This window comes from Streptomyces sp. NPDC002574 (assembly GCF_042889545.1).
Classification (GTDB): Bacteria; Actinomycetota; Actinomycetes; order Streptomycetales; family Streptomycetaceae; genus Actinacidiphila.
Genome location: NZ_JBIARB010000005.1, coordinates 298220 through 322193, shown reverse-complemented (window position 1 = coordinate 322193; position 23974 = coordinate 298220). Strand labels below are relative to the sequence as shown.

The following is a 23974-nucleotide window of genomic DNA, read 5'->3' as shown; positions in this document are numbered from 1 at the left end:
GATGGACGGCCGAGGACTCGGCGAGCAGAAGTGGGGGAGGAGCGACCGTCGACGGACAGGAACGCGCAACCATATGTATCAAGCACCCAGGTGCGCCGTTAAGAGGGCGTATGCAACTCAAACCTGTCGTTGCCGAATTGAGATCAAACGCTCGCGCGGCCCCCATAGGGGCAAGCCGCCGTCCGGGTGCCCGACAACTGCCCGTAACCCGCGACGGGCCGGGCCGTGAGCCGCCTCGTACGGCAGCGGCGGAGCGTCCGCGGCGGGGTGCCGCACTTCACATCGGACCCCAGGGGCGGGGCGGGAACTACGGCGGTCCGCCCGTAGTTCGAACAGATACGGGCCGTCGCGCAAAGCGCCGGCCCGGCCAGCGGCCCCGACCGGGGGCCCCCGTCCCGGTCGGGGTCCTCACCGCCGCGACCGCCGCGCGACCCTGCGCCGCGCGACGGCCGCCCCGCGGTGGCAGGACAGGTCACTTCACGCCGAGCAGCTGCTCCAGCGGATCGATCGCGAAGTACACCACGAAGAGCGCCGAGACCGCCCACAGCAGCCAGTGCACCTGCTTGGCCTTGCCCAGCACGGTCTTCAGCACGACGTAGGCGACGAAGCCGGCCCCGATGCCGTTGGTGATCGAGTACGTGAAGGGCATCACGGCGATCGTGAGGAAGGCGGGAAGGGCGATCTCGAACTCGTCCCAGCCGATGTTCTTGACCTGCGTCATCATCAGGAAGCCCACCGCGACCAGCGCCGGCGCGGCCGCCTGGAGCGGCACGATGGTCAGCAGCGGGCTGAGGAAGAGCGCCACCGCGAACAGCCCACCGGTGACGAGGTTGGCCAGGCCCGTGCGCGCCCCCTCGCCGACACCGGCCGCCGACTCGATGTAGGCGGTGTTGGAGGAGGCGGAGGCCGCGCCGCCGGCGACCGCCGCGGCGCCGTCGATCAGCAGCACCCGGCCCAGGTTGGGGACCCGGCCCTCCTCGTCCAGCAGCCCGGCCTCGGCGGTGATGCCGACGACCGTGCCCATGGTGTCGAAGAAGTCCGACAGGATGAGGGTGAAGACCAGCAGCACCACGGTGATCGCGCTGATCTCGCCGAAGGCCCCGAAGAGACTGAAGTGACCCAGCAGCCCGAAGTCCGGCGCCGCGAACACGTCGTCCGGCACCTTGGGCGTGGTCAGCCCCCAGCTCGTGATGTCGGCCACCGCGTCGATGACGATCGCGACCACCGTCATCGTCACGATGCTGATGAGGATGGCGCCCTTCACCTTCCGCGCGAGCAGCGCGACCGTCAGCAGCACACCGAGGCAGAAGACCAGCACGGGCCAGCCCGACAGCGCGCCGGTGCCGCCCAGTTGCACCGGGACCGTGGTGTTGGCGGCGTCCGGGATGCGGCTGACGAATCCCGCGTCGACGAAGCCGATGAAGGCGATGAACAGGCCGATGCCGACACTGATCGCCTGTTTCAGCGGCTGGGGTATCGCGTGCATCACCGCCTCCCGCAGCCCGGTGACCACCAGGACGCAGATCAGCAGACCCTCCAGGACCACCAGGCCCATCGCGTCGTCCCAGCTCATCAGGGGTGCGATCTGAAAGGCCACCACCGCGTTGAGGCCGAGGCCGGCCGCGATCGCCAGCGGCAGATTGCCGCCGACACCCATGATCACGGTCATCACGGCGGCCACCAGGGCGGTAGCGGTGACCAGTTGGCCCGTTGACAGGGCGTGTCCGAACTTGTCCTTCGCACTGCCCAGGATGATCGGGTTGAGCACGAGGATGTAGGCCATCGTGAAGAAGGTGGCGAAGCCACCGCGGATCTCCCTGCCGAAGGTCGACCCGCGCTCCCCGATGCGGAAGTAGCGGTCAAGTGGGTTGCTCGGTGCGGGTGGCGAGCCCTTCGCCACGTCGGTGGCCTGAGCGGACATGGTGCTCCTCGGGGTGCGGCGATCGTCGGCCTGCTGATGGTTGGGGGGATTGTGGACGCCCGGGGGACGGTTCGGGTTTTGGAAGTGTTTCCTTGCGCTAACGAATGTGTACCGCTCAACGAGTGTGGTGTACACCGGCGTTGTTCCCCCGGCGTGCCGCACCCGCTGCCGCCTCCGCCGCCCCCGCCGTGCCGGTGCCAGGCGTGGCCGGGAGAATGGGAGGGTGGGAGACGACACCGCCGCCGCAGCGGTCTTCGAGGAGCACCGGCCCGTCCTGACCGGAGTGGCCTACCGCATGCTCGGCCGCTTCGCCGACGCCGAGGACGTCGTGCAGGAGGCCTGGCTGCGCTGGGCGGCCACCGACCGGGAGGCCGTGCGGGAACCGCGCGGCTTCCTCGTGACCGTCACCACCCGGCTCGCCATCGACCGCCTGCGGCAACTGCAGTCGCGGCGTGAGGCGTACGTCGGGCCGTGGCTGCCCGAGCCGGTCGCCACCGACTTCGCGCACACCGTGCCCGACACGGCCGAGCGCGTCGTCCTCGTGGAGTCCGTCTCCCTCGCGGTCCTCGTGCTGCTGGAGTCGCTGTCACCGCTGGAGCGTGCCGTCTTCGTGCTGCGCGAGGCCTTCGACTACCCGTACGCCCGGATCGCCGCCGTGCTCGACCGCGCCGAGCCGGCCGTGCGCCAACTGGCCGGACGGGCCCGCCGGCACGTCGAGGAGAAGCGCGCCCGCTACGACGCCGACCCCGCCGAGACCGCCAGGATCACCGAGCGCTTCCTCGCCGCCGCCGTCGGCGGCGACATCGACGGCCTGCTCGCCCTCCTCGCCCCCGACGTCCGCCTGGTGGGCGACGGCGGCGGCGTGCAGAAGGCCCCGCGCCGCGTCATCGAGACCGCCGCCAAGGTCGCCCGCTTCCTCCACGCGATCGCGCCCACCCCGGTCCCCGACCCGGCCTTCACCCTCCGCGAGGTCAACGGCGTTCCCTCCCTGGTCCTCACCTCCCACGGCCGGCCGCACACCGTGATCTCCCTCGAACTCACCGACGGCCTGGTCACGACGGTCTACGTGCTCACCAACCCCGGCAAGCTCACCGGCGTCGCGCCGGCGGGCCCCGTGCTGAGCGACGACAGCCGGCTGTGACCCGGCCCCCGCGCGGCGGGAGGGCGGGAGGGGCTCGGTTAGGGTGCCGGAGTCGGCGCAGGGGCGAGGGTGGGGAGCTGGCCGTGGCTGATCGGTCCGGGGAGCGCGGGGACGCTGAGCGGCTGGAGGCCGAGGGGGAGGTGGCGACCGCCCGCATCGCGCTGGCGGACGGTGATCTGACGCACGCGGCGCGCCACTTGGAGGACGCGCTCGCCCGGGATCCCGGCCTGCCGGAGACGCACGAGGCGCTGGCGGAGTTCGCCGCCCGCGCCGGGGGCGCCGCGAAGGCCCTGGACTGGTTCGAGCCGGAGAAGCGGGCGTACATCGGGACCGTGGCCGCGCGCGGCCACCTGTGCGCGGTCGCGGGGCGGTGGGACGAGGCGGTGGCCCTGCTCGCCCAGTGCGCGGGCCACGAGCCGGACCGGCCGTGGCTGGACGTCGCCTGGCTGCGCCGCCCCGGCATCGCGGAGCTCGTCGACCCGGACACCGTCGCCCGCGCCGCCGCCGGAGTGGCCCCGCGGTTGCCCGACCCGGTCGACGAGGAGCACCGCGCGCCCCTGACACCGCTGCTCGACCTGGTCCGCGCGAGCGTCGGCCGCCATCCCGGCCACACCATGCTCCTGTGGTGCGGCTCCACGCTCGCCCGCCGCATGGGCCGCGCCGAGGACGCCGTCGCCTGGGCCGGGCGCTCGTACGACCTGGAGCCCTGCCACCCCGCCGCCGTCATGCTGGGGTACGCGCTGCGCAGCGCGGGCCGCCCCGAACAGGCACTGGACGTGTGGCGCGGCGAGGTGCGGCGCGACCCCTCCGACCTCGACCTGTACATCGACATCGCCGAACTGCTGCAGACACTGGGCCGGCCGGCCGAGGGCCTGGAATGGGCGGAACGCGCCGCCGCGGCGGACCCCGACCACCCCAAGGCGCGCCCGGCCGCGCACGCGCTGCGCCACGCGCTCGACGGCGACACGCGCCACCTCGTCGCGCTCGCCGACCACCTGCGCGGCGCGCCGGACCACGAGTACGCAGGCGAACTGCTGGCCCGGCTCGGCCGCGGCCGACCCTGGCTGAACTGGATACCCGGCGGCAACGAGGCGATCGTCAGCCTGCTCCACCAGGCCCTGGAGCAGTCGGTCGCCGCCGACGCCGCACTGGGCCTCACCGTCTCCGCCCTGGAGCCCCCGAGCGCGCTGCTCGCCCTGCGCACGGCCTTCCCCCGTGCCTCCCTCGACGTCCAGGACGTCCCCGAGCCGGACCTGCGGGTGCCGCCCCGCCCGGTGACCACCGCGCTGTGGACGTACGAGGGCACCACCGCACGCCCCGCCGTGCGGCCCCCCTCGCCCGAGGCCGCCGAGGCGGTGCGCCGCGTCGCCTGGCACGGCTGGCCGCACCTGCCCGCCGCCTACGACGACGCGGTCGTGCTGTCCGGCCTCGACCCGGTGGACCTGCTGGGCGTCCTGGTCCACCCGCCCGCCCCGCGCGACGACGCACTCGGCCGGGCGCTCGCGGCGCAGGCTCCCGACCTGTGGATCCGCGCCGTGCAGGTCTGGGCGTGCCTGGGGCTCGCCCACCACCGCACCGACGAGCCGTGGGCGGCTTCCCGGCGCCGCGCTCTCCTGGCCGACGTGCTGGCGGGCGCCGAGGACTGGGTCTGCGAGGCGGCCGCGCTCGCGATCGTCGCCACCGCCTGGGTCGACCCCGCGGCCCGCGAGGACGCCGCCCGGCTGGTCGCCCGCCGCCTGCTGGACGCCCTGGAGGCCCGCAAGACCCGTGTGGTGACGCTCACTTGGTCGCTGTGCCATCTCGCCCTCGCCGCCCCGGGTGTCATCCCCGAGGTCGCGGCGCTGGCGGCCGACGTGCTCCGCGCCATCGAGACCGCCGACGCAATCGACGCAATCGACGCAATCGACGCCGAGGACACAGAGGACGCATCCGAAGCGCAGGCGCCGGCCTGATCCCTACAGGCCGCCCGTGACCCGCAGCACCGCGCCGGTGGTGTACGACGCCTCGGGCGACATCAGCCACGCCACCGCGCCGGCCACCTCCTCCGGTTCCCCGGGCCGCCGCACGGGCACCCGGTCCGGGTTCCGCCACGGCCGCTCCGGGTCGCCCATCGCCGCGTGGATCCCGGTCAGGATCATGCCGGGCTGCACCGAGTTGACCCGCACGCCGTCCGGGGCGAGTTCCTTGGCCAGGCCCACCGTGAGCGCGTCCACGGCCGCCTTGCTCGCCGCGTAGTGCACGTACTCCCCGGGGCTGCCGAGCGTCGCGGCGCCCGAGGAGATGTTGACGATGGCGCCGCCCCCGCCCCCGTAGCGCGTGGACATCTCCAGGGCGGCCCGCCGCGCGCACAGGATCGCGCCCATCACGTTGACGTCGACGACGCGGCGGATCTCCTCGACCGGCGTCTCGGTGAAGCGGCCGAGCGGCCCGGTGACCCCCGCGTTGTTGACCAGTCCGGTGATGGCGCCCAGCTTCTCCCGCACGGTGTCGAACAGCCGCTCCACGTCGGCCTCGTCACTGGTGTCGCCCTGCACGGCGACGCACTCGACGCCGGCCTCGCGCACCTTCCGGGCGACGTCCTCGGCGGCCTCGCGCGACCGCTCGTAGCCGATGCCCACGGCGTGCCCGTCCCGTGCCAGCCGCAGTGCCACGGCCGCGCCGATGCCGCGCCCGCCGCCCGTGACCACCGTGACCGCTGCCATGACCTGCCCCCTCGCCCGTCCGCCCGTTCGACCGTCCCCTGACGATCACGAACGCTACCAGCGTGCGAACGGCCCGTGACGAGCGCGAACACCTTGTGAACGCTGCACGGCGGCCGCGGCCGGATCGCGCGCCGGCGGCGAGCATTGGTCTTGACCAAGCCGCCGGAGCGGCCCTATCGTCCCCTAGTAGTGCAAGAACCTTTAATAAAGAGCCGTTCGGAAACAAGGCTGAACAACCCCCCGGCGGGGCCAGGCCGATTGCGGAGGACAGGGTGGGGACCACGCAGCTCGAGAATGTGCCGGAGCCCAAGTACTGGCACCTCAAGACCGTGCTCGTCGACGCCCTCGACTCCGAGTTCGCGGTGGGCGAGATCCTCCCGAACGAGCGCGACCTCGCCGCCCGCTTCGGCGTCGCCAGGGCCACCCTGCGCCAGGCGCTGGAGCAGCTGGAGCTGGAGGGCCGCCTGCAGCGGCGCCGCGGTGTCGGCACCACCGTCGCGCCGCCCCGGGTCGGCGTCTCCGTCGGACCCTCGCGCGGCAGCTGGCCGGGCGCCACGGGTGACGCCTGGCGCACCGTGGGCTGCGCCGAGGCCGCCGCGCCCGCCGTGGTCGCCACTGCCCTGGGCATCGCCGCCGACGAGCCGGTCCACACCGTCCGCCGGGTCCGCGCGATGGGCGGCCAGTCCGTCGCCACCGAGCTGCTGTACGTGCCGCGGGCGTCCGTCTCCGGCCTGGGCGACGACCTGACGCCCGCCGATCACGCGCCGGCCGTGCTGCGCGCGCTGCGCGCCCTCGAACTCGACGGCGACGACCGGGCCGTGGAGCTGGGTTCGGCCCGCGCCGAGGACGCCAAGCAGCTCGACCGGCTGCCCGGCGCCCCCGTCCTCGTCGTCACCACCCGCTACTTCTGCGGCGGCCGCGTCGCGGCCGTGGCGGTCTCCACCTACCGGGCCGACACCTGCCGGCTCACCTTCGGCGACAGCGGCGCCATGGAGATCACCCACCACGACGGCGATCGGCACGCGGCGGCCTCCTGAGGCACCGGTCCGGGCCGCTCGCTCAGTAGTAGCGGCCCGTGTTGGCGTCCTTCGCGCCCAGCGTGCCGGACGGTACGGGGACCGGGTGCCCGGCGCAGCGCGCGTCCGCGTCCCCGACGTCGCCCGACGTCAGGTAGCGGTCGACCCGCGACACCAGGCAGGCGTTCCAGATGCTGACCAGGCCGTGCGAACCGCGACCCACCTCGGTGACCAGCCGCGAGCCCTGCAGCCTGCGGTGCATTTCCAGGGCGCCTTCGTACGGCGTGGCGGCGTCCCGCTCGGACTGCGTCAGGAGCACCGGCGGCAGTTCGGCGGACCAGGCGCCGACGTCGACCGGCTCCCCGGCCCGGGCCGGCCAGGTGGCGCACGGCAGGTTCATCCAGGCGTTGGGCCAGGTCTCGAAGGGGTGCCGGAGCGCCAGTTGCGAGTTGTCCCGGTCCCAGGTGCCCCAGTCCCGCGGCCAGGCCGCGTCCGTGCACTGGACCGCCAGGTAGACCGCGTCGCCGTTCTCCGCGGCCTTCGCCCCGGACCGGTCGGGCGCCTCGGCCGCCACCAGCGGCTTGTCGTCGCCGTGCAGATAGCGCGACAGCTGGTGGGCGAACGTCACCCAACGCTGGTCGTAGTAGGCGGCGTTCTCCGCCGCGGAGTGCAGCTCGCCGGGGCCCACCGTGCCGCCGGCGGGCTTCTTGGCCAGCTTGCGCATCGCCAGGTCGAAGGACGCCTGCACGCGGCTCGCCGTGGAGCCGAGACCGTACACGGAGTTGTAACGGGCCGCCCAGGCGCGCCAGTCGGCCCAGCGGCCCTCGAAGGCCACGTCCTGGCTGAGGTTGGCGCCGTACCAGACGCCCTGCGGGTCCGGGTTGACGACGCTGTCGAGCACCATCCGGCGCACATGGCGGGGGAAGAGCGTCGCGTAGACCGCGCCCAGGTAGGTGCCGTAGGAGACGCCGTAGTAGTTCAGCCGGGTCTCGTGGAGCGCGGCGCGGATGACGTCGAGGTCGCGCGCCATGTCGGCACTGGTCATGTGGCCGAGCATCGCCGCCGAGCGGCGGCCGCAGCCGTCCGCGATTCCCCGGGCCTTGGCCCGCTCACGGGTCTGGGTCGCCGCGTTCGCGGTGCGGGGGTCGGGCGAGGGCGCGTGGAGGTAGTTCTCCGGGCGCACGCACGAGATGGGCGCCGAGTGGCCGACCCCGCGCGCGTCGAAGCCGATCAGGTCGTACGTCCTGGCGGCCGTCCCCCACACCTTGCGGGTCACCGGGCCGGCGCTCTTCAGCCCGACGGCGGGGAACCACAGCCCGGGGGCGCCCGGGCCGCCCGGGTTGAAGACCAGCGCGCCCTGCCGCCCGGAGGCCGGACCGGTGGCGCGCAGCCGGCTCACCATCAGGTCGATCCGGCGGCCGCCCGGCTCGGCGTAGTCCACCGGCACCCTGACCTTGCCGCACTGCACCGGCGCGGCGAGCCCGCTGTCCTTGGGGCAGGCGCCGAAGGTGATCCCGGTGTCCGCGGCGGCGTCCGCGGCCAGGGCGACACCCGCCGTCCGCAAGGGGTCGTCCACGGGACCGGGCAGGTAGGCCGAGGCGGGTGACGCGGTGAGCGCCCCCGCCGCCAGGACCACGGACACACCCAGGATCACAGCTCGCCGCACGCGGGACGCCCTTCCACCGGCCGCGCCACCGCGGCGCGGCGTCATTTGCCGATGGCACGGATCGTCGGCTGGTCGGACTAGACGGCAAAACAGGCAGGCCGATAAGTCGCCACATTTCCCCCGAATTGCCCTCGAATTGCCCTGGAATCGGCTTTCCGGGCGCCCGATTCTGCTCAGCGGTTGAGCAGCGAGGTGCGTGCCACCGCGAAGAGCTGCTCCTCGACGTGGTCCAGGGCCAGCCGCAGCGCTCCGGTCGCCACCGCCTCCTGCCCCAGCGCCGACAGCGCCACCTCCGGCGGCCGCAGGCAGTAACGGGCCAACTCGGCGCGCAGCGGCTCCAGCACACCGTCCAGCCCCGCCGCCCAGCCGCCGATCACCACGAGTTCGGGGTCGATGGCCAGCACGAGCGCCGCCACGTCGTGCACCAGGCGGTGCAGGAAGCGGTCGACGGCCTCGCGGGCCTGCAGGTCGCCCGCCCTCGCCAGCGCGAACACCTCGGCCACCGCGGGCTCGTCCAGCGGGTGCAGCGGTGTGCCGGTCGTCGACAGCAGGCGTTCCGGCGTCGCCTCGCGGCCGAGCAGGTGCAGGGCGCCGATCTCGCCGGCCGCCCCGCCGAAGCCCCGGTGCAGCCGGCCGCCGATCAGCGAGCCCGCCCCCGGGCTCAGCCCGGCCAGCACGAAGACGACGTCGTCGGTACCGACGGCCGCGCCCTTCCAGTGCTCCGCCACGGCCGCCACGTTCGCGTCGTTCTCCACCAGCACCGGGCAGCGGAACGACCGGCGCAGCCGCTCGCCCAGGGGCAGCCCCGTCCAGCCCGGAAGGGCCGTGCTCAGCCGCACCGCGCCGTCCGTCTCCACGATTCCCGGACTGCCCACACCGACCGCCCACAGCGTGCTGCGCGCCACTCCCGCCTTGCGCAGCAGCTCGGCGACGGCGCCCCGCACCCGCTCCAGCCGCTCCTCCGCGGGGGTGGCGTCGGCCACGTCGTGCGCCAGGGAACCGAGGACCCGGCCGCTCAGGTCCGACAGCAGCGCCCGCACCTGGCGGGCCCCGATCTCGATGCCGAGCAGATGCCCCGCCTCGGCGTGGAAGCGGAACCTGCGCGCGGGCCGCCCCTGTTTGCGCGCGTCCCCGGGCTCCTGCGGTGCCTCCACCACCAGGCCCGACTCCATCAGGCCCTCGATGACGCCCTCGACGGTGGGGCGCGACAGCCCGGTGCTGTGCACCAGTTCGGTCAGGCTCGGGCCGGGGGCACCACGCAGCGCGTGCAGCACCACAGCGGAATTGATCCGCCGGAGCAGGGACGGATCCCCGCCGGTGAGCCGCCCCAACGTACGTCCTCCCAGCTTGCGCGCGTGTTGGCCGGATCGTACCCGTCCGGGCCGTCCGCGGCGAGTGGCCCGGCGGAGGCTTCCGTGACGTGACGTCAAGTGTCCGACCCTGGGGGTTTACTGTTCCCATGGATCTCGTACGCCACCTCGCCGCCGTGGAGGCGCTGCGCGCCCGCCTCGACGCGGCCGGCGGCGACCCCGGATTCCACCTCGCGGACCTCGCCGCCGGGGACGGCTGCCGCGACCCCGACGAGCCACTGCTCCCGGAAGGGGAGGACGACGTGGGGGCGGCCTGCGAGTCCCTCGTCGCCGCACTCACCGCGCGCTACGGCACGCCGGCCGTGCTGGTCGACCTCCGGACCCACCTGGAGCGTTCCGCCCTGGGGGAGCCGGTCGCGGCGCCGCTGGCGGTGCTCAGCGGGCATGCCGACGAGGCCTTCACCTGGCGGGTCGACCGGCACTGGATAGCGATAGCCGACGCGCGGCCCCATCTGCTGGCCGCCGTCGCCGACACGGACCTCATCCCTTAGAGCGGCTTTCCCGCCCACGGTGCTCGACGGTGGGGTGACCGCACGCCTACGCTGCGTGCAGGACAGTTCTGACGCGAGATCAAGCGCGGCGGCGCGCGCCCGGAGACGTCCCCGATTCGGTCCGGCGAACCGAAACTCCCGGCGGGCCGACGGCTGGACGTCCACCGGTCCCGGCGCCGCGCCGCGCCACCCAGGGGGACCGCCATGCCGCACCCGCGCCGTATCCTTCACCGCCTGCCCGACCGTGTTCTCCGACGGTGGCTCCGGCGGCTGCTTGCCGCGTCGTTCGCCGCCGTCCTGGGCGCCGCCACCGCACTGGTGCTGGCACCGGCCGCCGCCGCCGAACCCGCCACGAGCACCGGCTACCCGGCGGGGGCCACCGCGACCCGCTTCTCCGGACTCGCCTTCGACGCCTGCACCGCGCCGCCGCTGACCACCATCCAGGCCTGGGGCGCCTCCCCGTACCGCGCGCTCGGCGTGTACATCAGCGGTGTCAACCGCACCTGCGCCCAGCCCCAGCTGACGGCGGACTGGGTCAGCTCGGTGTCCCGGCTGAAGTGGCGCCTGCTGCCCATCCACAAGGGCCTGCAACCGCCGTGCGGCGGCCGCCCCACCGACGCGAAGATCAGCCGGACCGCCGCGACCGCCCGTACCCAGGGCACCGCCGCGGCCGGGGACGCCGTCGCCGCAGCCAAGGCGCTGGGCATGCGTCCCGGCAGCGCCTTCTACAACGACATCGAGAACTACGCGCAGGCCGACGTCGGCTGCCGCACCGCCGTACTGAGCTATGTGTCCGGCTGGACCAAGGAGTTGCACCGCCTCGGCTACCTCTCCGGCGTCTACATGAACCTCAACCTCGGGGCGCAGCAACTGTCCGACGCCTTCACCTCGGCCTCCTACGCCCGCCCCGACGCCCTGTGGATCGCGCGCTACGACGGCACCGACACCCTCAAGGGCTGGGCCGGCGTCGCGGACGGCAAGTGGTCCGTCCACCAGCGGGCCAAGCAGTACCGGGGCAGCCACGACGAGACCTACGGCGGCGTCACGGTCAACATCGACAACGACCGTCTCGACGCCCCCGTCGCCACGGTCGCGTACACCTACACGGTGACCAGCCCCGGCGCGCTCAACGCCCGCTCCGGGCCGTCGAGCAGCTACCCCCTGGTGCGGACCCACGCGTCCGGCTCGGCACTCCAGGTCGTCTGCCAGACGCCCGGCCCGAAGGTCGGCTCCACGACGGTCTGGGACAAACTGACCGACGGCACCTACGTGACCGACCACTACGTCAGCACACCCTCGGCCACCGGCTACAGCGCACCCCTCCCGCGCTGCGTCTACCCCTACCAGGTCACCGCCAGCGGCGGCCTGACCGTGCGTGCCGGGCCCGGCAGCTCGTACGCCGCGCAGGGCTCGGCGGCGAACGGGGCGCTGGCCTGGGTGATCTGCCAGAGGAGCGGGTCGGCGGTCGGCACCACGAAGATCTGGGACCGGCTCGACAGCGGCCGCTACGTCTCGGACCACTACGTGGCGACCCTGAGCGGCACCACGTACACCAAGCCGGTGCCGCGCTGCTGAGGCTCAGTCACCGGCCGCGGCCCGCAGTCGCCCGAACTCCTCCACCATCGCCCCGGTCGTCCACCCGGCGTTGAGCCCGCTGGGGTTGGGCAGGGCCCAGATCCGCGTGTCGCCGACCGTCCGCTCCTGCGGACCGATCGCGGCGCGCGGATCGGCGAACCACGCGCCGCCGGGCAGTTCAAGAGATGATCAGTAGGCGCGGCGAAGCGCTCGCTGAGAGCCATCCCGGTTTCCGTGGGTTGAAGTTCACCCCGCACGACTTTCGCAGGATCTTCGCCACGGAACTCGTCAATAGCGGCTTGCCAATCCACATCGGCGCTGCCCTTCTCGGCCACATCAACATCCAAACCACTCGCGGCTATGTGGCGGTCTTCAACGAGGACGTCATCCGCCACTACCAGGCTCACCTCCACCAGCGTCGGCAGGTGCGCCCGGTCGACGAGTACCGGGAGACGACGAAGGACGAGTGGGCGGAGTTCGATGAGCACTTCGACCGCCGCAAGGTGGAACTCGGCTCGTGTGGACGTCCCTACGGCACCCCCTGCCAACACGCACACGCCTGTATCCGCTGCCCGATGCTCCACATCAACCCGAAGATGCTGAGTCGGCTCGAAGAACTTGAAGCCGACCTCCTCGCCCGCCTGCACCGAGCCGAGGGCGAGGGCTGGGTCGGCGAGATCGAAGGCATCAACCTCACGCTGAGGTTCCTGCGCGCGAAGAGAGAAGACACCGAACGGCGAGTGCGTCGCCCTGCAGTCGACCTGGGTATTCCTAGCCCACGAAGCGTTACCAGATGATCACCCCGCCCGAGACGCTCTGCGCGCGCCGAGCCGCCTCCTCGATGTTCTTCAGACGCTGCGAGATCTGCCGGACGTACTCGGCGTGCGACTTCGCCGGATCAGTGCTGGGGGCAACGAGTTCAATGCTGCTCCGGACCAGGGCGCATTCGCGGAGGAAATCCCCCACCTGGTGCGGGGCAACCTTGAGGTCGCCGTCGGCCAAGACCGGGAAGAACCGCGTGCCCAGGGTCCGAACGGCATCTGACCCCCACACGGCGGTGCGCCAGCTCTCGAAGCCGGCCAAGTCCGATTGGCCCTCTGGGACATCGAGCACATTGAGCTCGTCGTGCTCGTCGACGGTGAACACGTCCACAGCCAGGCTCATGACTTCACTCCGGGGTCGTGGGCTGGTGCGTATTCGCAGGTCTCTGGGCCGCAGTCCGACTTGTGGTCCCGGTTCCAGAGCCCCGCGTCCCGCTCGGTGGCACGCGCAATCAGGGCCAAGCGGCGTTGCCGGAGGCGGGGGACCGTCGAGGGCAGGGCGGTGAACGTCTCGGGCAGTACAGCGAGGCTGCCGCCCACCTGCTCGCCGTCGACCATACGAAGGAGCACACGGCACTGCCACCAGGGGCGTCCCGTGTCCGGAGCGGGCCAGTAGTAGTCAGCGGGATCAGGGAACAGGAAGTGCGGGGCGTCGGGGTCGAGGTGAGCGTGGAGCCATGGGCTGGCCTTTCCCAGGCCGAGACGCCGGCGCCCCGCTTCCTCGTAGAGGGCGAAGATCGCTTCGCGGTCCAGGGCTTTGAGGACGCGAGCCTGACGGGGCAGCCGCTGACGGCCGGGAGGCGTCTTCACCGGCCAGCCCTTCAGCAAGCGAAGGTGCTGCCACATGCTGAGGGCAGGCACACCGATACGGGGCCTTGGGAGAGGAGGCGGGGGCGTCCAGTCGAACCCGGCACTGTCGATTTGACGGACGATCCAGGCGCGTCTCTCGGGACTGCTGACGGTCCACCTATAGCTCATCGGCCGATCCAGCATCGCCTGCTCCCGCCTGCTGGGCGTGCCGCGGGAGGGTGGCCAATGGTGCTTCTTGGAGACTCCCAGCATCGCGTGGCAGAAGTCGGCCCAGTTGTTGATCTTCTCGACAGCCTCGGCAGACGAGTCCTCCCCAGTCTGCGATCTCGCGTCGACGGCCAATACGCGAATCTCCCAGAGCGCCCTGTCCGCGAGCAGCGCGGCCAACTCCCTGTCGTCGATCCCCCGGGCACGAGTACGGAGGCGAGATATCAGCATCCGTGGAGTCTGCCACGAACGTCGCTATGTGGCCTCGGGAGACCACCTACCGACGTTGCCACGACGTCAAGGTCCGAAGACGTGCATCCGGCCTCACGATGACTGTCGGCAGCTCAGCTCACCTGATCGGGTGAAGTGCAGAGAAGCAGCACCGGCCAGAACCGGTTGCCCGGCCGGGCGAAGTGGAGGCCGGTGGCCGCGGACATCAGCCCGGGGTTGATACCGCAGAAGAGCACGCTCAGACCGTCCGCGATCACATCCGGGACGGTGCGCTCGCGGGCGGCCTCCAGCTCGTCCCGCGTCGGCCTGCGGGTGGTCAGAGGATGGCCCCGGGCCGGTACGAGGCCGCCAGCGGATGGCGCTCGGTGACCTCCTCCACACGCCGGACGACCTCGGCGACCTGCGCGGACGCGGCACCGGTGAAGGAGAGCCGGTCCGCCATGAGGGCGTCGAGCTGCGCGCGGTCCAGCGGGATGCGCTCGTCCTCGGCGAGCCGGTCCAGCAGCTCGTTGCGGTCGGCGCCCTTCTCGCGCATCGCCAGCGCGGACGCCACGGCGTGCTCCTTGATGACCTCGTGCGCGACCTCACGGCCGACCCCGGCGCGGACGGAGGCCATGAGCACCTTCGTGGTCGCCAGGAACGGCAGGTAGCGGTCGAGCTCGCGGGCGATGACGGCCGGGAAGGCGCCGAACTCGTCCAGCACGGTCAGGAAGGTCTCCATCAGCCCGTCCAGCGCGAAGAACGCGTCCGGCAGCGCCACGCGGCGCACCACCGAGCAGGAGACGTCGCCCTCGTTCCACTGGTCGCCGGCCAGCTCGCCGACCATCGAGGCGTAGCCCCGCAGGACGACGGCGAGGCCGTTGACGCGCTCGCAGGAGCGGGTGTTCATCTTGTGCGGCATGGCCGAGGAGCCGACCTGCCCGGGCTGGAAGCCCTCGGTGACCAGCTCGTTGCCGGCCATCAGCCGGATCGTCTTGGCCAGCGAGGAGGGCGCGGCGGCCAGCTGCACCAGCGCGGTCACGGCGTCGTAGTCCAGCGAGCGCGGGTAGACCTGGCCCACCGAGGTGAACTCGTGCGAGAAGCCCAGGTGCTGCGCCACCCGCCGCTCCAGCTCCGCGAGCCGTGCCTCGCCCTCGGCCCCGCCGCCCAGCAGGTCCAGCATGTCCTGCGCGGTGCCGACCGGGCCCTTGATGCCGCGCAGCGGATAGCGGCCGAGCAGGTCCTCGACCCGGGCGAAGGCGACCAGCAGCTCGTCGGCGCCGGTCGCGAACCGCTTGCCGAGCGTGGTGGCCTGGGCGGCGACGTTGTGCGAGCGCCCCGCCATCACCAGCTCGCCGTACTCGGAGGCCAGCCGGCCCAGGCGGGCGAGCACGGACACCGTGCGGTCACGCACGAGCTCCAGCGACAGCCGGATCTGCAGCTGCTCCACGTTCTCCGTGAGGTCGCGCGAGGTCATGCCCTTGTGGATCTGCTCGTGCCCCGCGAGCGCGTTGAACTCCTCGATGCGCGCCTTCACGTCGTGCCGCGTGACCTTCTCGCGCTGCGCGATGGACGCGAGGTCCACCTGCTCCAGCACCCGCTCGTAATCCGCGATCGCCTCGTCCGGCACCTCGATCCCGAGGTCCTTCTGCGCCCGCAGCACCGCCAGCCACAGGCGGCGCTCCAGCACCACCTTCTGCTCGGGGGACCACAGGGTGGCGAGCTCCACGGATGCGTAGCGGCCGGCCAGGACGTCGGGGATGCGGGGCTTGGAAGTCACGTAGCGAGATTCTACTGCGCGTCCGCGCAGGTCAGCGTCCCGGCGTGGTCTATGCGCGTAGCGCCCGGCCCCGCCCGGGGCCCGGCCTCAGGCGTCCACGGACGGGAGCGGGAGCAGCTCGGCGCGCTTGGGGGCCAGGCCGTCGCCCGAGGAGCGGCCGGTGAGGCGGCGGCCTATCCACGGCACCAGGTGCTGCCGGGTGAAGCGCAGGTCCGCCGTGCGACGGACGGTCCAGGGGAGCTTCACCTCGGCGGGCAGGACCTCGGTCCAGTCGAACCGGGGGGTGTGGCCGAGGGTCTGCCAGACCGCCTCGGCGACCCGGCGGTGACCCTCCTCGTCCAGGTGCAGCCGGTCGTCCGCCCACAGCCGCCGGTCGCCCAGCACGTCCGCGCCGTACAGGTCGACGACGAGGGCGCCGTGCCGGGCGGCCAGCGTGTCGATGAAGCCGAACAGCTCCTCCATGCGGGGCAGGAAGCGCACCGCGACCGGGCCACGGCGGGCGGGGCTGCGCATGAGGACGAGTTGGCGGCAGCTCGGCGCCAGCCGCTCGACGGCCTCCTCCAGCAGGGCGCACACCCGCGGGACGTCGCACTTGGGCCGCAGTACGTCGTTCAGCCCGCCGACCAGGGTCACCAGGTCCGCGCCCATCGAGGCGGCGGTCTCCACCTGCTCGTCGACGATCTGCTGGATCAGCTTGCCGCGCACGGCCAGGTTGGCGTAGCGGAAGTCCGGGCTGTGGGCGGCGAGCCGACCCGCGAGGAGGTCGGCCCAGCCGCGGTAGGTGCCGTCGGGCAGCGCGTCCGACATGCCTTCGGTGAAGGAGTCGCCGAGCGCGACGAAGCTGGTGTGGGTGGCATTCATCTCCATGGCGGCCGTGATCCTACCGGGCCGTCCCGCCGCCGCCTCAGGCGGCCGGTGTGTGCCCCATCAGCTCCCTGAGCACGTCCTCCATGGTGACCAGACCCATGCCGCGCCCCTCGTCGTCGACCACCGCGGCCAGGTGCGCGCCGCTGGCCCGCATCGCCGCCAGCACGTCGTCCAGCGGCGTCGCCGCGCCCACGCGGGTGATGCGCCGCAGCGCGCCGCGCGGGAACGGAAGGTCGCGGTGGTCCGGCCCGAAGGCGAGGGCGTCCTTGACGTGGAGGTAGCCCAGGACGCGGCCGGAGTCCTCGGCGACCGGGAAGCGGGAGAAGCTCGAACGCGCGCTCAGCCGCTCCAGCCCCTCGGGCGTGATGTCCGAGCGCGCCGTGACCACCCGGTCGGCGGGCACCACGACCTCGCCCACCGGGCGCCGACCCAGTTCCAGGGCGTCCTGCAGCCGGATCGCGGCCCGCTCGTCCAGCAGCCCGGCGGCCCCCGCGTCGGTGACCATCCGGGCCAGCTCGTCGTCGGAGAACACCGCGGCGACCTCGTCCTTCGGCTCCACCCGCAGCAGCTTCAGCAGGCCGTTGGCGAACGCGTTGATCGCGAAGATCACCGGGCGCAGCGCCCGCGCCAGCGTCACCAGCGGCGGCCCGAGCGCCAGCGCGGTGCGCTCGGGCTCAGCGAGCGCGATGTTCTTCGGCACCATCTCGCCCAGCAGCATGTGCGCGTACGTGGCCAGGGTCAGCGCGATGGCGAACGACGCCACGTGGACCGCGTTCTCCGGGACGTGCAGCGCCTGGAACAGCGGGGACAGCACGTGCTCGATGGCGGGCTCGGCCACGATGCCGAGCACCAGGGTGCACAGGGTGATGCCCAGCTGCGCCGCCGCCAGCAGCGGCGACAGGTGCTGCAGGCCCCACAGGACGTGGCGCGCGCCGCGTTCCCCGGCTTCGGCGCGGGGCTCGATCTGACTGCGCCGCACGGAGATCATGGCGAACTCGGCGCCGACGAAGAACGCGTTCACCACCAGCGTGAGCAACCCGACGAGGATCTGCAGGAAGGTCATCGCACCTCCGCCGCGCCGTCGTCGGTCCCGTGCTCCGCGGCCGGGCCGGGCGGGGGGTCCTCGCACGGCGGCGGGGAGATCAGCCGCACATGGGCCGCCCGGTGCCCGGAGTCGTCGGTGACCTCCAGCACCCACCCGGCGGCCTCGGCCGTGTCCCCGGTGACGGGGATCCGGCCGAGCCGTTCCGCGATCAGTCCGGCCAGCGTCTCGTACGGTCCCTCGGGCGCCCGCAGCCCGATCTGCGCGAGCTGGTCGGTGCGCGTGGCGCCGTCGGCGTCGTAGACCCGGCGGCCGGTGCGGTCCTGGTGGATGAAGGCGAGGTCGGGCGTCTCCTGCGGGTCGTGCTCGTCGCGCACCTCGCCGACGACCTCCTCCACGATGTCCTCCAGGGTGACGACGCCGGCCGTGCCGCCGTACTCGTCGATGACCACGGCCATGCCCGTGTCGCCGGCGAGCCGGTCGAGCAGCCGGTCCACGGTCAGCGACTCGGGCACCAGCAGCGGTTCACGCAGCAGCGGGGTCAGCGGGTGGCCCGGTCGGCGCTCGGCCGGCACGGCCAGCACGTCCTTGATGTGGACGATGCCGATCACGTCGTCCAGGCCGCCGCGGTGCACGGGGAAACGGGACAGGCCGGTGGCCCGGGTGGCGTCGGCGACGTCCTGGCAGCTCGCCCGTTCGTCCAGGGAGGTGACCTGGACCCGGGGCGTCATGACGTTCTCGGCGGTCAGTTCCGCCAGGCCCAGGGTGCGGACGAACAGTTCCGCGGTGTCCGCCTCCAGGGCACCGGCCCGCGCCGAGTGCCGGGCGAGCGCGACCAGCTCCTCCGGGCTGCGGGCGGACGCGAGCTCTTCCGCGGGCTCCATGCCGAGGCGCCGCAGAATGCGGTTGGCGGAGTTGTTCAGATGCCGGATGAGCGGACCGAAGGCGGCGGTGAACGCCCGCTGCGCCGGGGCGACCGCCCTGGCGACCGGCAACGGACGGGAGATCGCCCAGTTCTTCGGGACCAGCTCGCCGACCACCATCAGCACGACCGTCGAGATCGCCGTGCCCAGGACCAGTGCCAGGGACATCGCCGCCGGACGCGGCATCCCGAGCGCGCGCAGTGGCCCGGCCAGCAGCTTCGCGATGGAGGCCTCGGCCAGCATGCCGATCACCAGGCCGGTGACGGTGATCCCGAGCTGGGCCCCGGACAGCTGCAGCGTCAGGGTGCGCACGGCACGCAGTGCGGCGGACGCGCCCCGCTCACCGGCCCGCGCGGCGCGCTCCAGGTCGGCGCGCTCCACGGTGGTCAGCGAGAACTCCGCGGCGACGAAGACCGCGCACGCCAGGGTGAGCAGCAGCGCGACGGCCAGCAGGAGCACTTCGGTCATCGGGACACCTCGATCCCATGATCGGTCAGCGGACGGTGGCGCGCGCGCTTTTGCCACCGTCGGTGGAACGGGCGCGTGCCCCCGCGGGGGACGGCGGTGCCGGGCGGGCTACCCGGCCGCCGGAGGGCCGGGCGGCCGGACGTCGACCAGCGGCTTGGTCCAGCGCCGCCATTGCTCGTTCGGCAGATAGCCCGCCGACCGCCAGGCGTGGTGGGCCCGCTCGTTGCGCACGAGCACCATGGCGTCCCCGCGGCGCCCGCCGAGCGCGGCGAAACGGCGTTCCGCCGCGTCCAGCAGCGCGGTCGCGACACCCTGGCGGCGCCATTGCGGGTGCACGGCCAGGCGGTAGAGGTGGCAGCGCCAGCCGTCGAAACCGGCGATGACGGTGCCGACGAGTTCCCCGCCGCGTTCGGCGAGGAGCAGCGCCTCGGGGTCCCGGGCGATGAGGCCGCTCACCCCTGCCAGGTCGTCGCTGACCGTGGTGCCCTCGGCGGCGTCCTTCCAGAACGCCAGCACCCTTTCGGCGTCGGCAGCCGCCGCGCCGCGTATTCGCAGATCGTCCACGGTCCTCACCCAAGCAGGCCGTCCGGGCGCGGGTCGAGGGGTTTACGGATCATTCCGGCGCAGTTCCGCGATCACCTCGGCGAAGTCCTCCATCGCGGGCTCCAGCACGGTGACGTAGCCGAAGCCGAAGCGTTCACGGCCGCGCCGCAGCTGTGCGGCGATCTCGCGCGGGCTGCCGATGAGCAGGGTCGGCAGCTCCAGGAGCTCCCGTTCCGGCGGGTGGTGCAGGTGCGCGGCGATCTCCCGGGCGGCGGCCTGCCGGTCGTCGGTGAGCACGACGCGCTGCACGAGGATGTTGAACTCCGGGTCGGTGCCGTGCGCGGCGGCGGCGGCCCGGGCGGCGGCGACCCGTGCGTCCATCGCGGCGGCCGGCAGCAGGCGCAGGGCGCCGTCGTCCTCGCCCGGTTCTGCCTCCGCGCCGGTGAACGCGACGACGTCGGCGTACCGGGCGGCCAGCCGCAGCATCCGCGTGCCGTTCCCGCCGAGCAGCAACGGCGGGGGCGCGGGGGCGGCGGCCCCCTCCCCGGTCTCGGCCAGGAGGCGGCGCAGCGCGGTGACGGTGTGCTCCAGCCGGTCCACGCGGTCCTTGGCGGTGCCGTAGGCCAGTCCGGCCCGCTCGAACTCCTCGCGCACATAGCCGGCGCCGAGGCCCAGTTCCAGCCGTCCGTCCGTCAGGAGGGCGGTCGTGGCGACCTCGCGGGCCAGCAGCACCGGGTTCCAGAAGGCGGCGTTGAGCACGAAGGTGCCGAGCCGGAGCCGCCGCGTGGCGTGCGCCGCCGCGACGAGAGAGGGGAAGGGGGCGGGCCGGCCGAGGTGGTCGGGGACGAGCAGGACGTCGTAGCCGAGTTCCTCCACGCGCCGGCACTTGGCCGCCCAGTCCGCGCCCGAGGCGGGGTCGAGCAGATTGACGCCGAACCGGAACCGCCGCTCCATACGGGCCTCCTCGTGTCACCGGCAACCGGCCGGACGACCCTACTCCCGGCCACCGTCCGGCAGGGGCGTCATTCGTGCGCGATGGCCGCCAGCACGTTCATCCGCGAGGCGCGCAGCGCGGGCAGCAGGGCGGCGACCAGGCCGACGACCACGGAGCCGGCCATGACCGCGCCGACCGTCGTCCAGGGCACCGTGAGCGCTCGGATGCCCTTCAGGGCGAGCACCTCGTGCGTCACCAGTCCCCACACCAGGCCGAGCCCGAGACCCAGCACAGCGCCGAACACGGCGATCACCACCGACTCCAGGCGGATCATGCGCCGGAGCTGGAGGCGCGACAGGCCGATGGCCCGCAGCAGCCCGATCTCGCGGGTGCGCTCGACCACCGACAGGGCAAGGGTGTTGACGACGCCGAGGACCGCGATGAGGATCGCCAGCCCCAGCAGCGCGTAGACGAGGGTGAGCAGCACGGAGATCTGGGTGCGCACCAGCTTCTTGTAGTCGGCCTGGTCGCGGACCTCGACCTGCGGATAGGGCTTCAGCGCCCTCTCCAGCTGGGCGCGGAGGGCCGGCTTGGCGGTGCCGGGCGCCGCGTTGACGTAGAGGGCGGCGTCCTGGCTCTGCGGCAGATAGCGCTCGGCGGTGGCGAGCCCCATCGTCAAGGTGGCGTCGTCCCCGAAGAGGGTGCCCTGGCTGGTGGTCAGGGCCCGCAGGGTGAAGGTGGCCCTGCGGGCGTCGGCGAAGCGCACCGGCAGTCTGCTGCCGACCCGCAGCCGGTGCCGGGCCGCGTACTCCTGGGAGAGCGAGACACTGTCCGGGGCGAGCGCCCGGGCGGTGTCACCGCGGGCGTAGTCGAGGTTGAGCACATCGTCGGCGCCGGGGCCGATGGCGGCGCCGGTGAGCTTCGCCGTACGACCGCCGGGCAGGGTGACGAGGACGGGCACATAGCGCATCGGGACGACCTGGCCCGCCCCCGGCACCTTGCGCACCGCCTTGGTGACGACGGGGGAGAAGGGCGCGAAGTGGTCGCCCTGGACGACGAAGTCGGCGCCGAGCGCCTTGTCGATCTCGTGGTCGAAGGAACTGGCCATCGAGGTCCCGGCCATCGACATGCCGGTCACCAGGGCGAGCCCGATCATCAGGGCCGAGGCCGTCGCGCCCGTGCGCCGCGGATTGCGCAGCGCGTTGCGCTGGCTCATCCGCCCCACCGGCCCGAACACCCGTGGCAGCGCCCCGCCCACCACGCGGATGACCGGGCGCACGAGCAGCGGTCCTGCCACCACCGCGGCGATCAGCGAGAGCCCGATGCCCAGGCCCAGGAAGGACGCCGCGGCACCGATCGTCCCCGCGGCCGCGGCGCCCGCCAGCGCGCCGGCCGCCGGCAGTGTGAGGAGCCCGCCCGCGATCGCCCGCCCGCGCAGCGACCTGTCGCCGTCCGTGACCTCGACGTCGGCGAGCGCGGCCATGGGGGAGACCCGCGAGGCCCGGCGCGCCGGCAGATAGGCCGCGACGAGGGTCACCACCAGCCCGACCGCGTACGCCGCCACCGGCACCAGCGGGCGCAGCACCATCTGCGAGGCGTCGATGTTCATGCCGAACGCGCCCAGCAGCCGGATCAGCCCGGACGCAAGCCCCACCCCGCACAGCAGCCCCAGGGTGGAGCCGACGAGGCCGAGGAGCGCCGCCTCCACCAGCACCGAGCGCCCCACCTGCCGCCGGTCCGCGCCCAGCGCCCGCAGCAGCCCGAGCTCGCGGGTGCGCTGCGCGATGAGCATGGAGAAGGTGTTGACGATCAGGAAGACGCCGACGAGGACCGCGACCCCGGCGAAGCCCAGCATCACGTACTTGATCACGTCGAGGAAGCCCGCCAGCGACTCGGCGGCCGACTTCGCGTGTTCGGCTTGCGTCGTGTACGTGTAACCGGGACCCAGCGCGGCGGCGATCCGCCGCTTCAGCGTCGCGTCGGACACGCCGGGCGCGGCGTCGGCCTGCACCGAGGTGGCGGCGCCGGCCCGGCCGATGAGGCGGGTCTGCGCGGTGGGCGTGTCCACGAACAGCAGGGCGGCGCCCGGGTTGGTGGTGGTGAACGTGGCGATGCCGACGAGCCGTACGGGGAAGGCGCCCGGCTGCGCGAGCACGCGCAGGGTGTCGCCGATCCGCAGACCGCGGTGCGCGGCGGTGTCGGCGTCGATCAGCGCCTCGCGGTCGCCGTGCGGGGGATGGCCGCTGGTCAGCCGGACCGAACTGCGCCCCTTCCCCGACCAGTTGGTGGCCAGCGTGTGCGCCCCGGTCGTCGGGCCCACGGGGCGGTCCCGGGCGTCGACGACGGTGACGTTCTGGACGGTGACGTCGATGCGCGCGTCGGCGACCCCCGGGACCGCCCTGACCCGGGTCAGCACCGCGGCCGGAAGGGTGCCCACCTGACCCGAGGCGTAGTTCTGGTTCTCGGCGAACGCCTCGGGCGGACCCACCGTCACATCGGCCGCCGTCGAGGCGAAGAGCCGGTCGAACGTGCGGTTGACGGTGTCGGAGAAGATCATGCTCCCTGTGACGAAGGCCACCGACAGCAGGACGGCGAGCGCGGAGAGCAGCAGCCGGCCCCTGTGGGCCAGGAAGCTGCGCAGCGTCGCCCGGAGCACGGGTGAGGCCTAGCCCTGCTTCCGCAGCGCGTCGAAGCGCTTGAGCCGTTCCAGCACGCCGTCGGCCGAGGGCCGGGACAGCTCGTCGACGATCCGCCCGTCGTTGAGGAAGAGCACGAGGTCCGAGTGCGCGGCCGCGGTGGGGTCGTGGGTCACCATCACCACCGTCTGGCCCAGCCGGTCCACGGCCTCCCGCAGGAAGCGCAGCACCTCCGCGCCGGACTGGGAGTCCAGGTTGCCGGTGGGCTCGTCGGCGAAGATCAGTTGCGGGCGGGAGGCGAGCGCGCGGGCGCACGCGACGCGCTGCTGCTGGCCGCCGGACAACTGCGACGGGCGGTGCCGGAGCCGGTCGCGCAGGCCGAGGGTGTCGATGACGCGGTCCAGCCACTCCTGGTCGGGCCTGCGGCCGGCGATGTCCATCGGCAGCGTGATGTTCTCCGCCGCGGTCAGGGTCGGCAGCAGGTTGAACGCCTGGAAGACGAAGCCGACCTGGTCCCGGCGCAGACGCGTCAGCTGCCGTTCGCCCAGCCGCGTGATCTCGGTGTCGCCGATCCACACCTGCCCGGAGGTGACGGAGTCCAGCCCCGCCAGGCAGTGCATCAGCGTGGACTTGCCGGAGCCCGACGGCCCCATGACGGCCGTGAACCGCCCCCGTGCGATGTCCACGTCCACCGCGTCCAGTGCCACCACGCGGGTCTCGCCCGTTCCGTACGCCTTGGTCAGCGCCATGGCCCGGGCGGCGACCTCGGCGCCCGCCACGGCGTCCTCCGGGTCTGTTGTGGCCGGTGTCGACACGCTTGTCCCCCATCGTCGTGATGTGCGCGCATGCGT

The 23974-nt window shown here is 73.2% G+C and carries 20 protein-coding genes and 2 pseudogenes; 6 read left to right on the top strand and 16 right to left on the bottom strand.

The annotated features are described in order from the left end of the window. Window positions 1–472: 472 nt before the first annotated feature. Window positions 473–1921 (bottom strand): NCS2 family permease, encoded by a 1449-nt coding sequence (locus ACFYXS_RS14090; RefSeq protein ID WP_389247545.1) that lies wholly within the window; start codon window positions 1919–1921, stop codon window positions 473–475. A 223-nt stretch (window positions 1922–2144) separates the two neighbouring features. Between ACFYXS_RS14090 and sigJ the strand changes: the two genes are divergently transcribed. Both sigJ and ACFYXS_RS14080 read left to right on the top strand, forming a co-directional pair. Further along, entirely contained in the window at window positions 2145–3062 is a 918-nt protein-coding gene (gene sigJ / locus ACFYXS_RS14085; protein ID WP_389247543.1) for an RNA polymerase sigma factor SigJ, read from the top strand. An 83-nt stretch (window positions 3063–3145) separates the two neighbouring features. After that, entirely contained in the window at window positions 3146–5014 is a 1869-nt protein-coding gene (locus ACFYXS_RS14080) for a hypothetical protein (RefSeq protein WP_389247541.1), read from the top strand. 3 nt (window positions 5015–5017) lie between these two features. Here ACFYXS_RS14080 and ACFYXS_RS14075 read toward each other — a convergent pair whose 3' ends face one another. After that, window positions 5018–5764 (bottom strand): SDR family oxidoreductase, encoded by a 747-nt coding sequence (locus ACFYXS_RS14075; protein ID WP_389247539.1) that lies wholly within the window; start codon window positions 5762–5764, stop codon window positions 5018–5020. Window positions 5765–6036: 272 nt separating this feature from the next. Between ACFYXS_RS14075 and ACFYXS_RS14070 the strand changes: the two genes are divergently transcribed. Beyond that, a complete protein-coding gene (locus ACFYXS_RS14070; RefSeq protein ID WP_389247537.1) occupies window positions 6037–6801 on the top strand; it encodes a GntR family transcriptional regulator in 765 nt (254 codons plus the stop codon). Window positions 6802–6823: 22 nt separating this feature from the next. Here the strand turns inward: ACFYXS_RS14070 and ACFYXS_RS14065 are convergent, their stop codons facing one another. Continuing rightward, a complete protein-coding gene (locus ACFYXS_RS14065) occupies window positions 6824–8491 on the bottom strand; it encodes an alpha/beta hydrolase (protein ID WP_389247535.1) in 1668 nt (555 codons plus the stop codon). Window positions 8492–8619: 128 nt separating this feature from the next. Beyond that, window positions 8620–9777 carry an ROK family transcriptional regulator gene (locus tag ACFYXS_RS14060; protein WP_389247533.1) on the bottom strand — a complete coding sequence of 386 codons (1158 nt, stop codon included), beginning with the start codon at window positions 9775–9777 and terminating at the stop codon, window positions 8620–8622. Window positions 9778–9905: 128 nt separating this feature from the next. On the opposite strand from ACFYXS_RS14060, the gene ACFYXS_RS14055 reads away from it, so the two are divergent. Together ACFYXS_RS14055 and ACFYXS_RS14050 are read left to right on the top strand one after the other, a co-directional pair. Beyond that, on the top strand, window positions 9906–10307 hold the full coding sequence (locus tag ACFYXS_RS14055; protein ID WP_389247531.1) for a hypothetical protein: 402 nt from the start codon (window positions 9906–9908) through the stop codon (window positions 10305–10307). A 204-nt stretch (window positions 10308–10511) separates the two neighbouring features. After that, window positions 10512–11882 carry a glycoside hydrolase domain-containing protein gene (locus ACFYXS_RS14050; protein ID WP_389247529.1) on the top strand — a complete coding sequence of 457 codons (1371 nt, stop codon included), beginning with the start codon at window positions 10512–10514 and terminating at the stop codon, window positions 11880–11882. 3 nt (window positions 11883–11885) lie between these two features. Here ACFYXS_RS14050 and ACFYXS_RS14045 read toward each other — a convergent pair. Beyond that, window positions 11886–12041, bottom strand: a pseudogene (locus tag ACFYXS_RS14045) (mismatch-specific DNA-glycosylase); the annotation flags it as partial. A 26-nt stretch (window positions 12042–12067) separates the two neighbouring features. Here ACFYXS_RS14045 and ACFYXS_RS14040 point away from each other — a divergent pair. Beyond that, a complete protein-coding gene (locus ACFYXS_RS14040) occupies window positions 12068–12679 on the top strand; it encodes a site-specific integrase (protein ID WP_389247527.1) in 612 nt (203 codons plus the stop codon). Here the strand turns inward: ACFYXS_RS14040 and ACFYXS_RS14035 are convergent. The 11 genes and pseudogenes from ACFYXS_RS14035 to ACFYXS_RS13985 all read right to left on the bottom strand — a co-directional run bounded on the left by ACFYXS_RS14035 (window position 12669) and on the right by ACFYXS_RS13985 (window position 23938). Continuing rightward, a complete protein-coding gene (locus ACFYXS_RS14035) occupies window positions 12669–13046 on the bottom strand; it encodes a hypothetical protein (protein ID WP_389247525.1) in 378 nt (125 codons plus the stop codon). The genes ACFYXS_RS14040 and ACFYXS_RS14035 overlap by 11 nt on opposite strands. Next, window positions 13043–13951 (bottom strand): hypothetical protein, encoded by a 909-nt coding sequence (locus tag ACFYXS_RS14030; RefSeq protein WP_389247523.1) that lies wholly within the window; start codon window positions 13949–13951, stop codon window positions 13043–13045. Before ACFYXS_RS14030 ends, ACFYXS_RS14035 begins: the two co-directional genes overlap by 4 nt. A 146-nt stretch (window positions 13952–14097) precedes the next feature. After that, window positions 14098–14271, bottom strand: a pseudogene (locus tag ACFYXS_RS14025) (uracil-DNA glycosylase family protein); the annotation flags it as partial. Further along, window positions 14268–15710 carry an adenylosuccinate lyase gene (gene purB / locus ACFYXS_RS14020; protein ID WP_389247521.1) on the bottom strand — a complete coding sequence of 481 codons (1443 nt, stop codon included), beginning with the start codon at window positions 15708–15710 and terminating at the stop codon, window positions 14268–14270. The pseudogene ACFYXS_RS14025 and the gene purB, both read right to left, overlap by 4 nt. A gap of 87 nt (window positions 15711–15797) precedes the next feature. Then, a complete protein-coding gene (locus tag ACFYXS_RS14015) occupies window positions 15798–16577 on the bottom strand; it encodes an SGNH/GDSL hydrolase family protein (RefSeq protein WP_389247519.1) in 780 nt (259 codons plus the stop codon). Window positions 16578–16614: 37 nt separating this feature from the next. Beyond that, on the bottom strand, window positions 16615–17640 hold the full coding sequence (locus ACFYXS_RS14010) for a hemolysin family protein (RefSeq protein ID WP_389247517.1): 1026 nt from the start codon (window positions 17638–17640) through the stop codon (window positions 16615–16617). After that, window positions 17637–19010, bottom strand: coding sequence for a hemolysin family protein (locus tag ACFYXS_RS14005; protein ID WP_389247515.1), 1374 nt, complete (start codon window positions 19008–19010; stop codon window positions 17637–17639). The genes ACFYXS_RS14010 and ACFYXS_RS14005 overlap by 4 nt, the downstream gene beginning before the upstream one ends. 108 nt (window positions 19011–19118) lie before the next feature. Beyond that, window positions 19119–19574: a GNAT family N-acetyltransferase gene (locus ACFYXS_RS14000; protein WP_389247513.1), complete on the bottom strand. Its 456-nt coding sequence runs from the start codon at window positions 19572–19574 to the stop codon at window positions 19119–19121. Window positions 19575–19616: 42 nt separating this feature from the next. Further along, on the bottom strand, window positions 19617–20507 hold the full coding sequence (locus ACFYXS_RS13995; RefSeq protein WP_389247511.1) for a TIGR03621 family F420-dependent LLM class oxidoreductase: 891 nt from the start codon (window positions 20505–20507) through the stop codon (window positions 19617–19619). A 68-nt stretch (window positions 20508–20575) separates the two neighbouring features. Continuing rightward, window positions 20576–23143, bottom strand: coding sequence for an ABC transporter permease (locus ACFYXS_RS13990; RefSeq protein ID WP_389247509.1), 2568 nt, complete (start codon window positions 23141–23143; stop codon window positions 20576–20578). A gap of 9 nt (window positions 23144–23152) precedes the next feature. Continuing rightward, a complete protein-coding gene (locus tag ACFYXS_RS13985; RefSeq protein ID WP_389247507.1) occupies window positions 23153–23938 on the bottom strand; it encodes an ABC transporter ATP-binding protein in 786 nt (261 codons plus the stop codon). Window positions 23939–23974 lie beyond the last annotated feature (36 nt).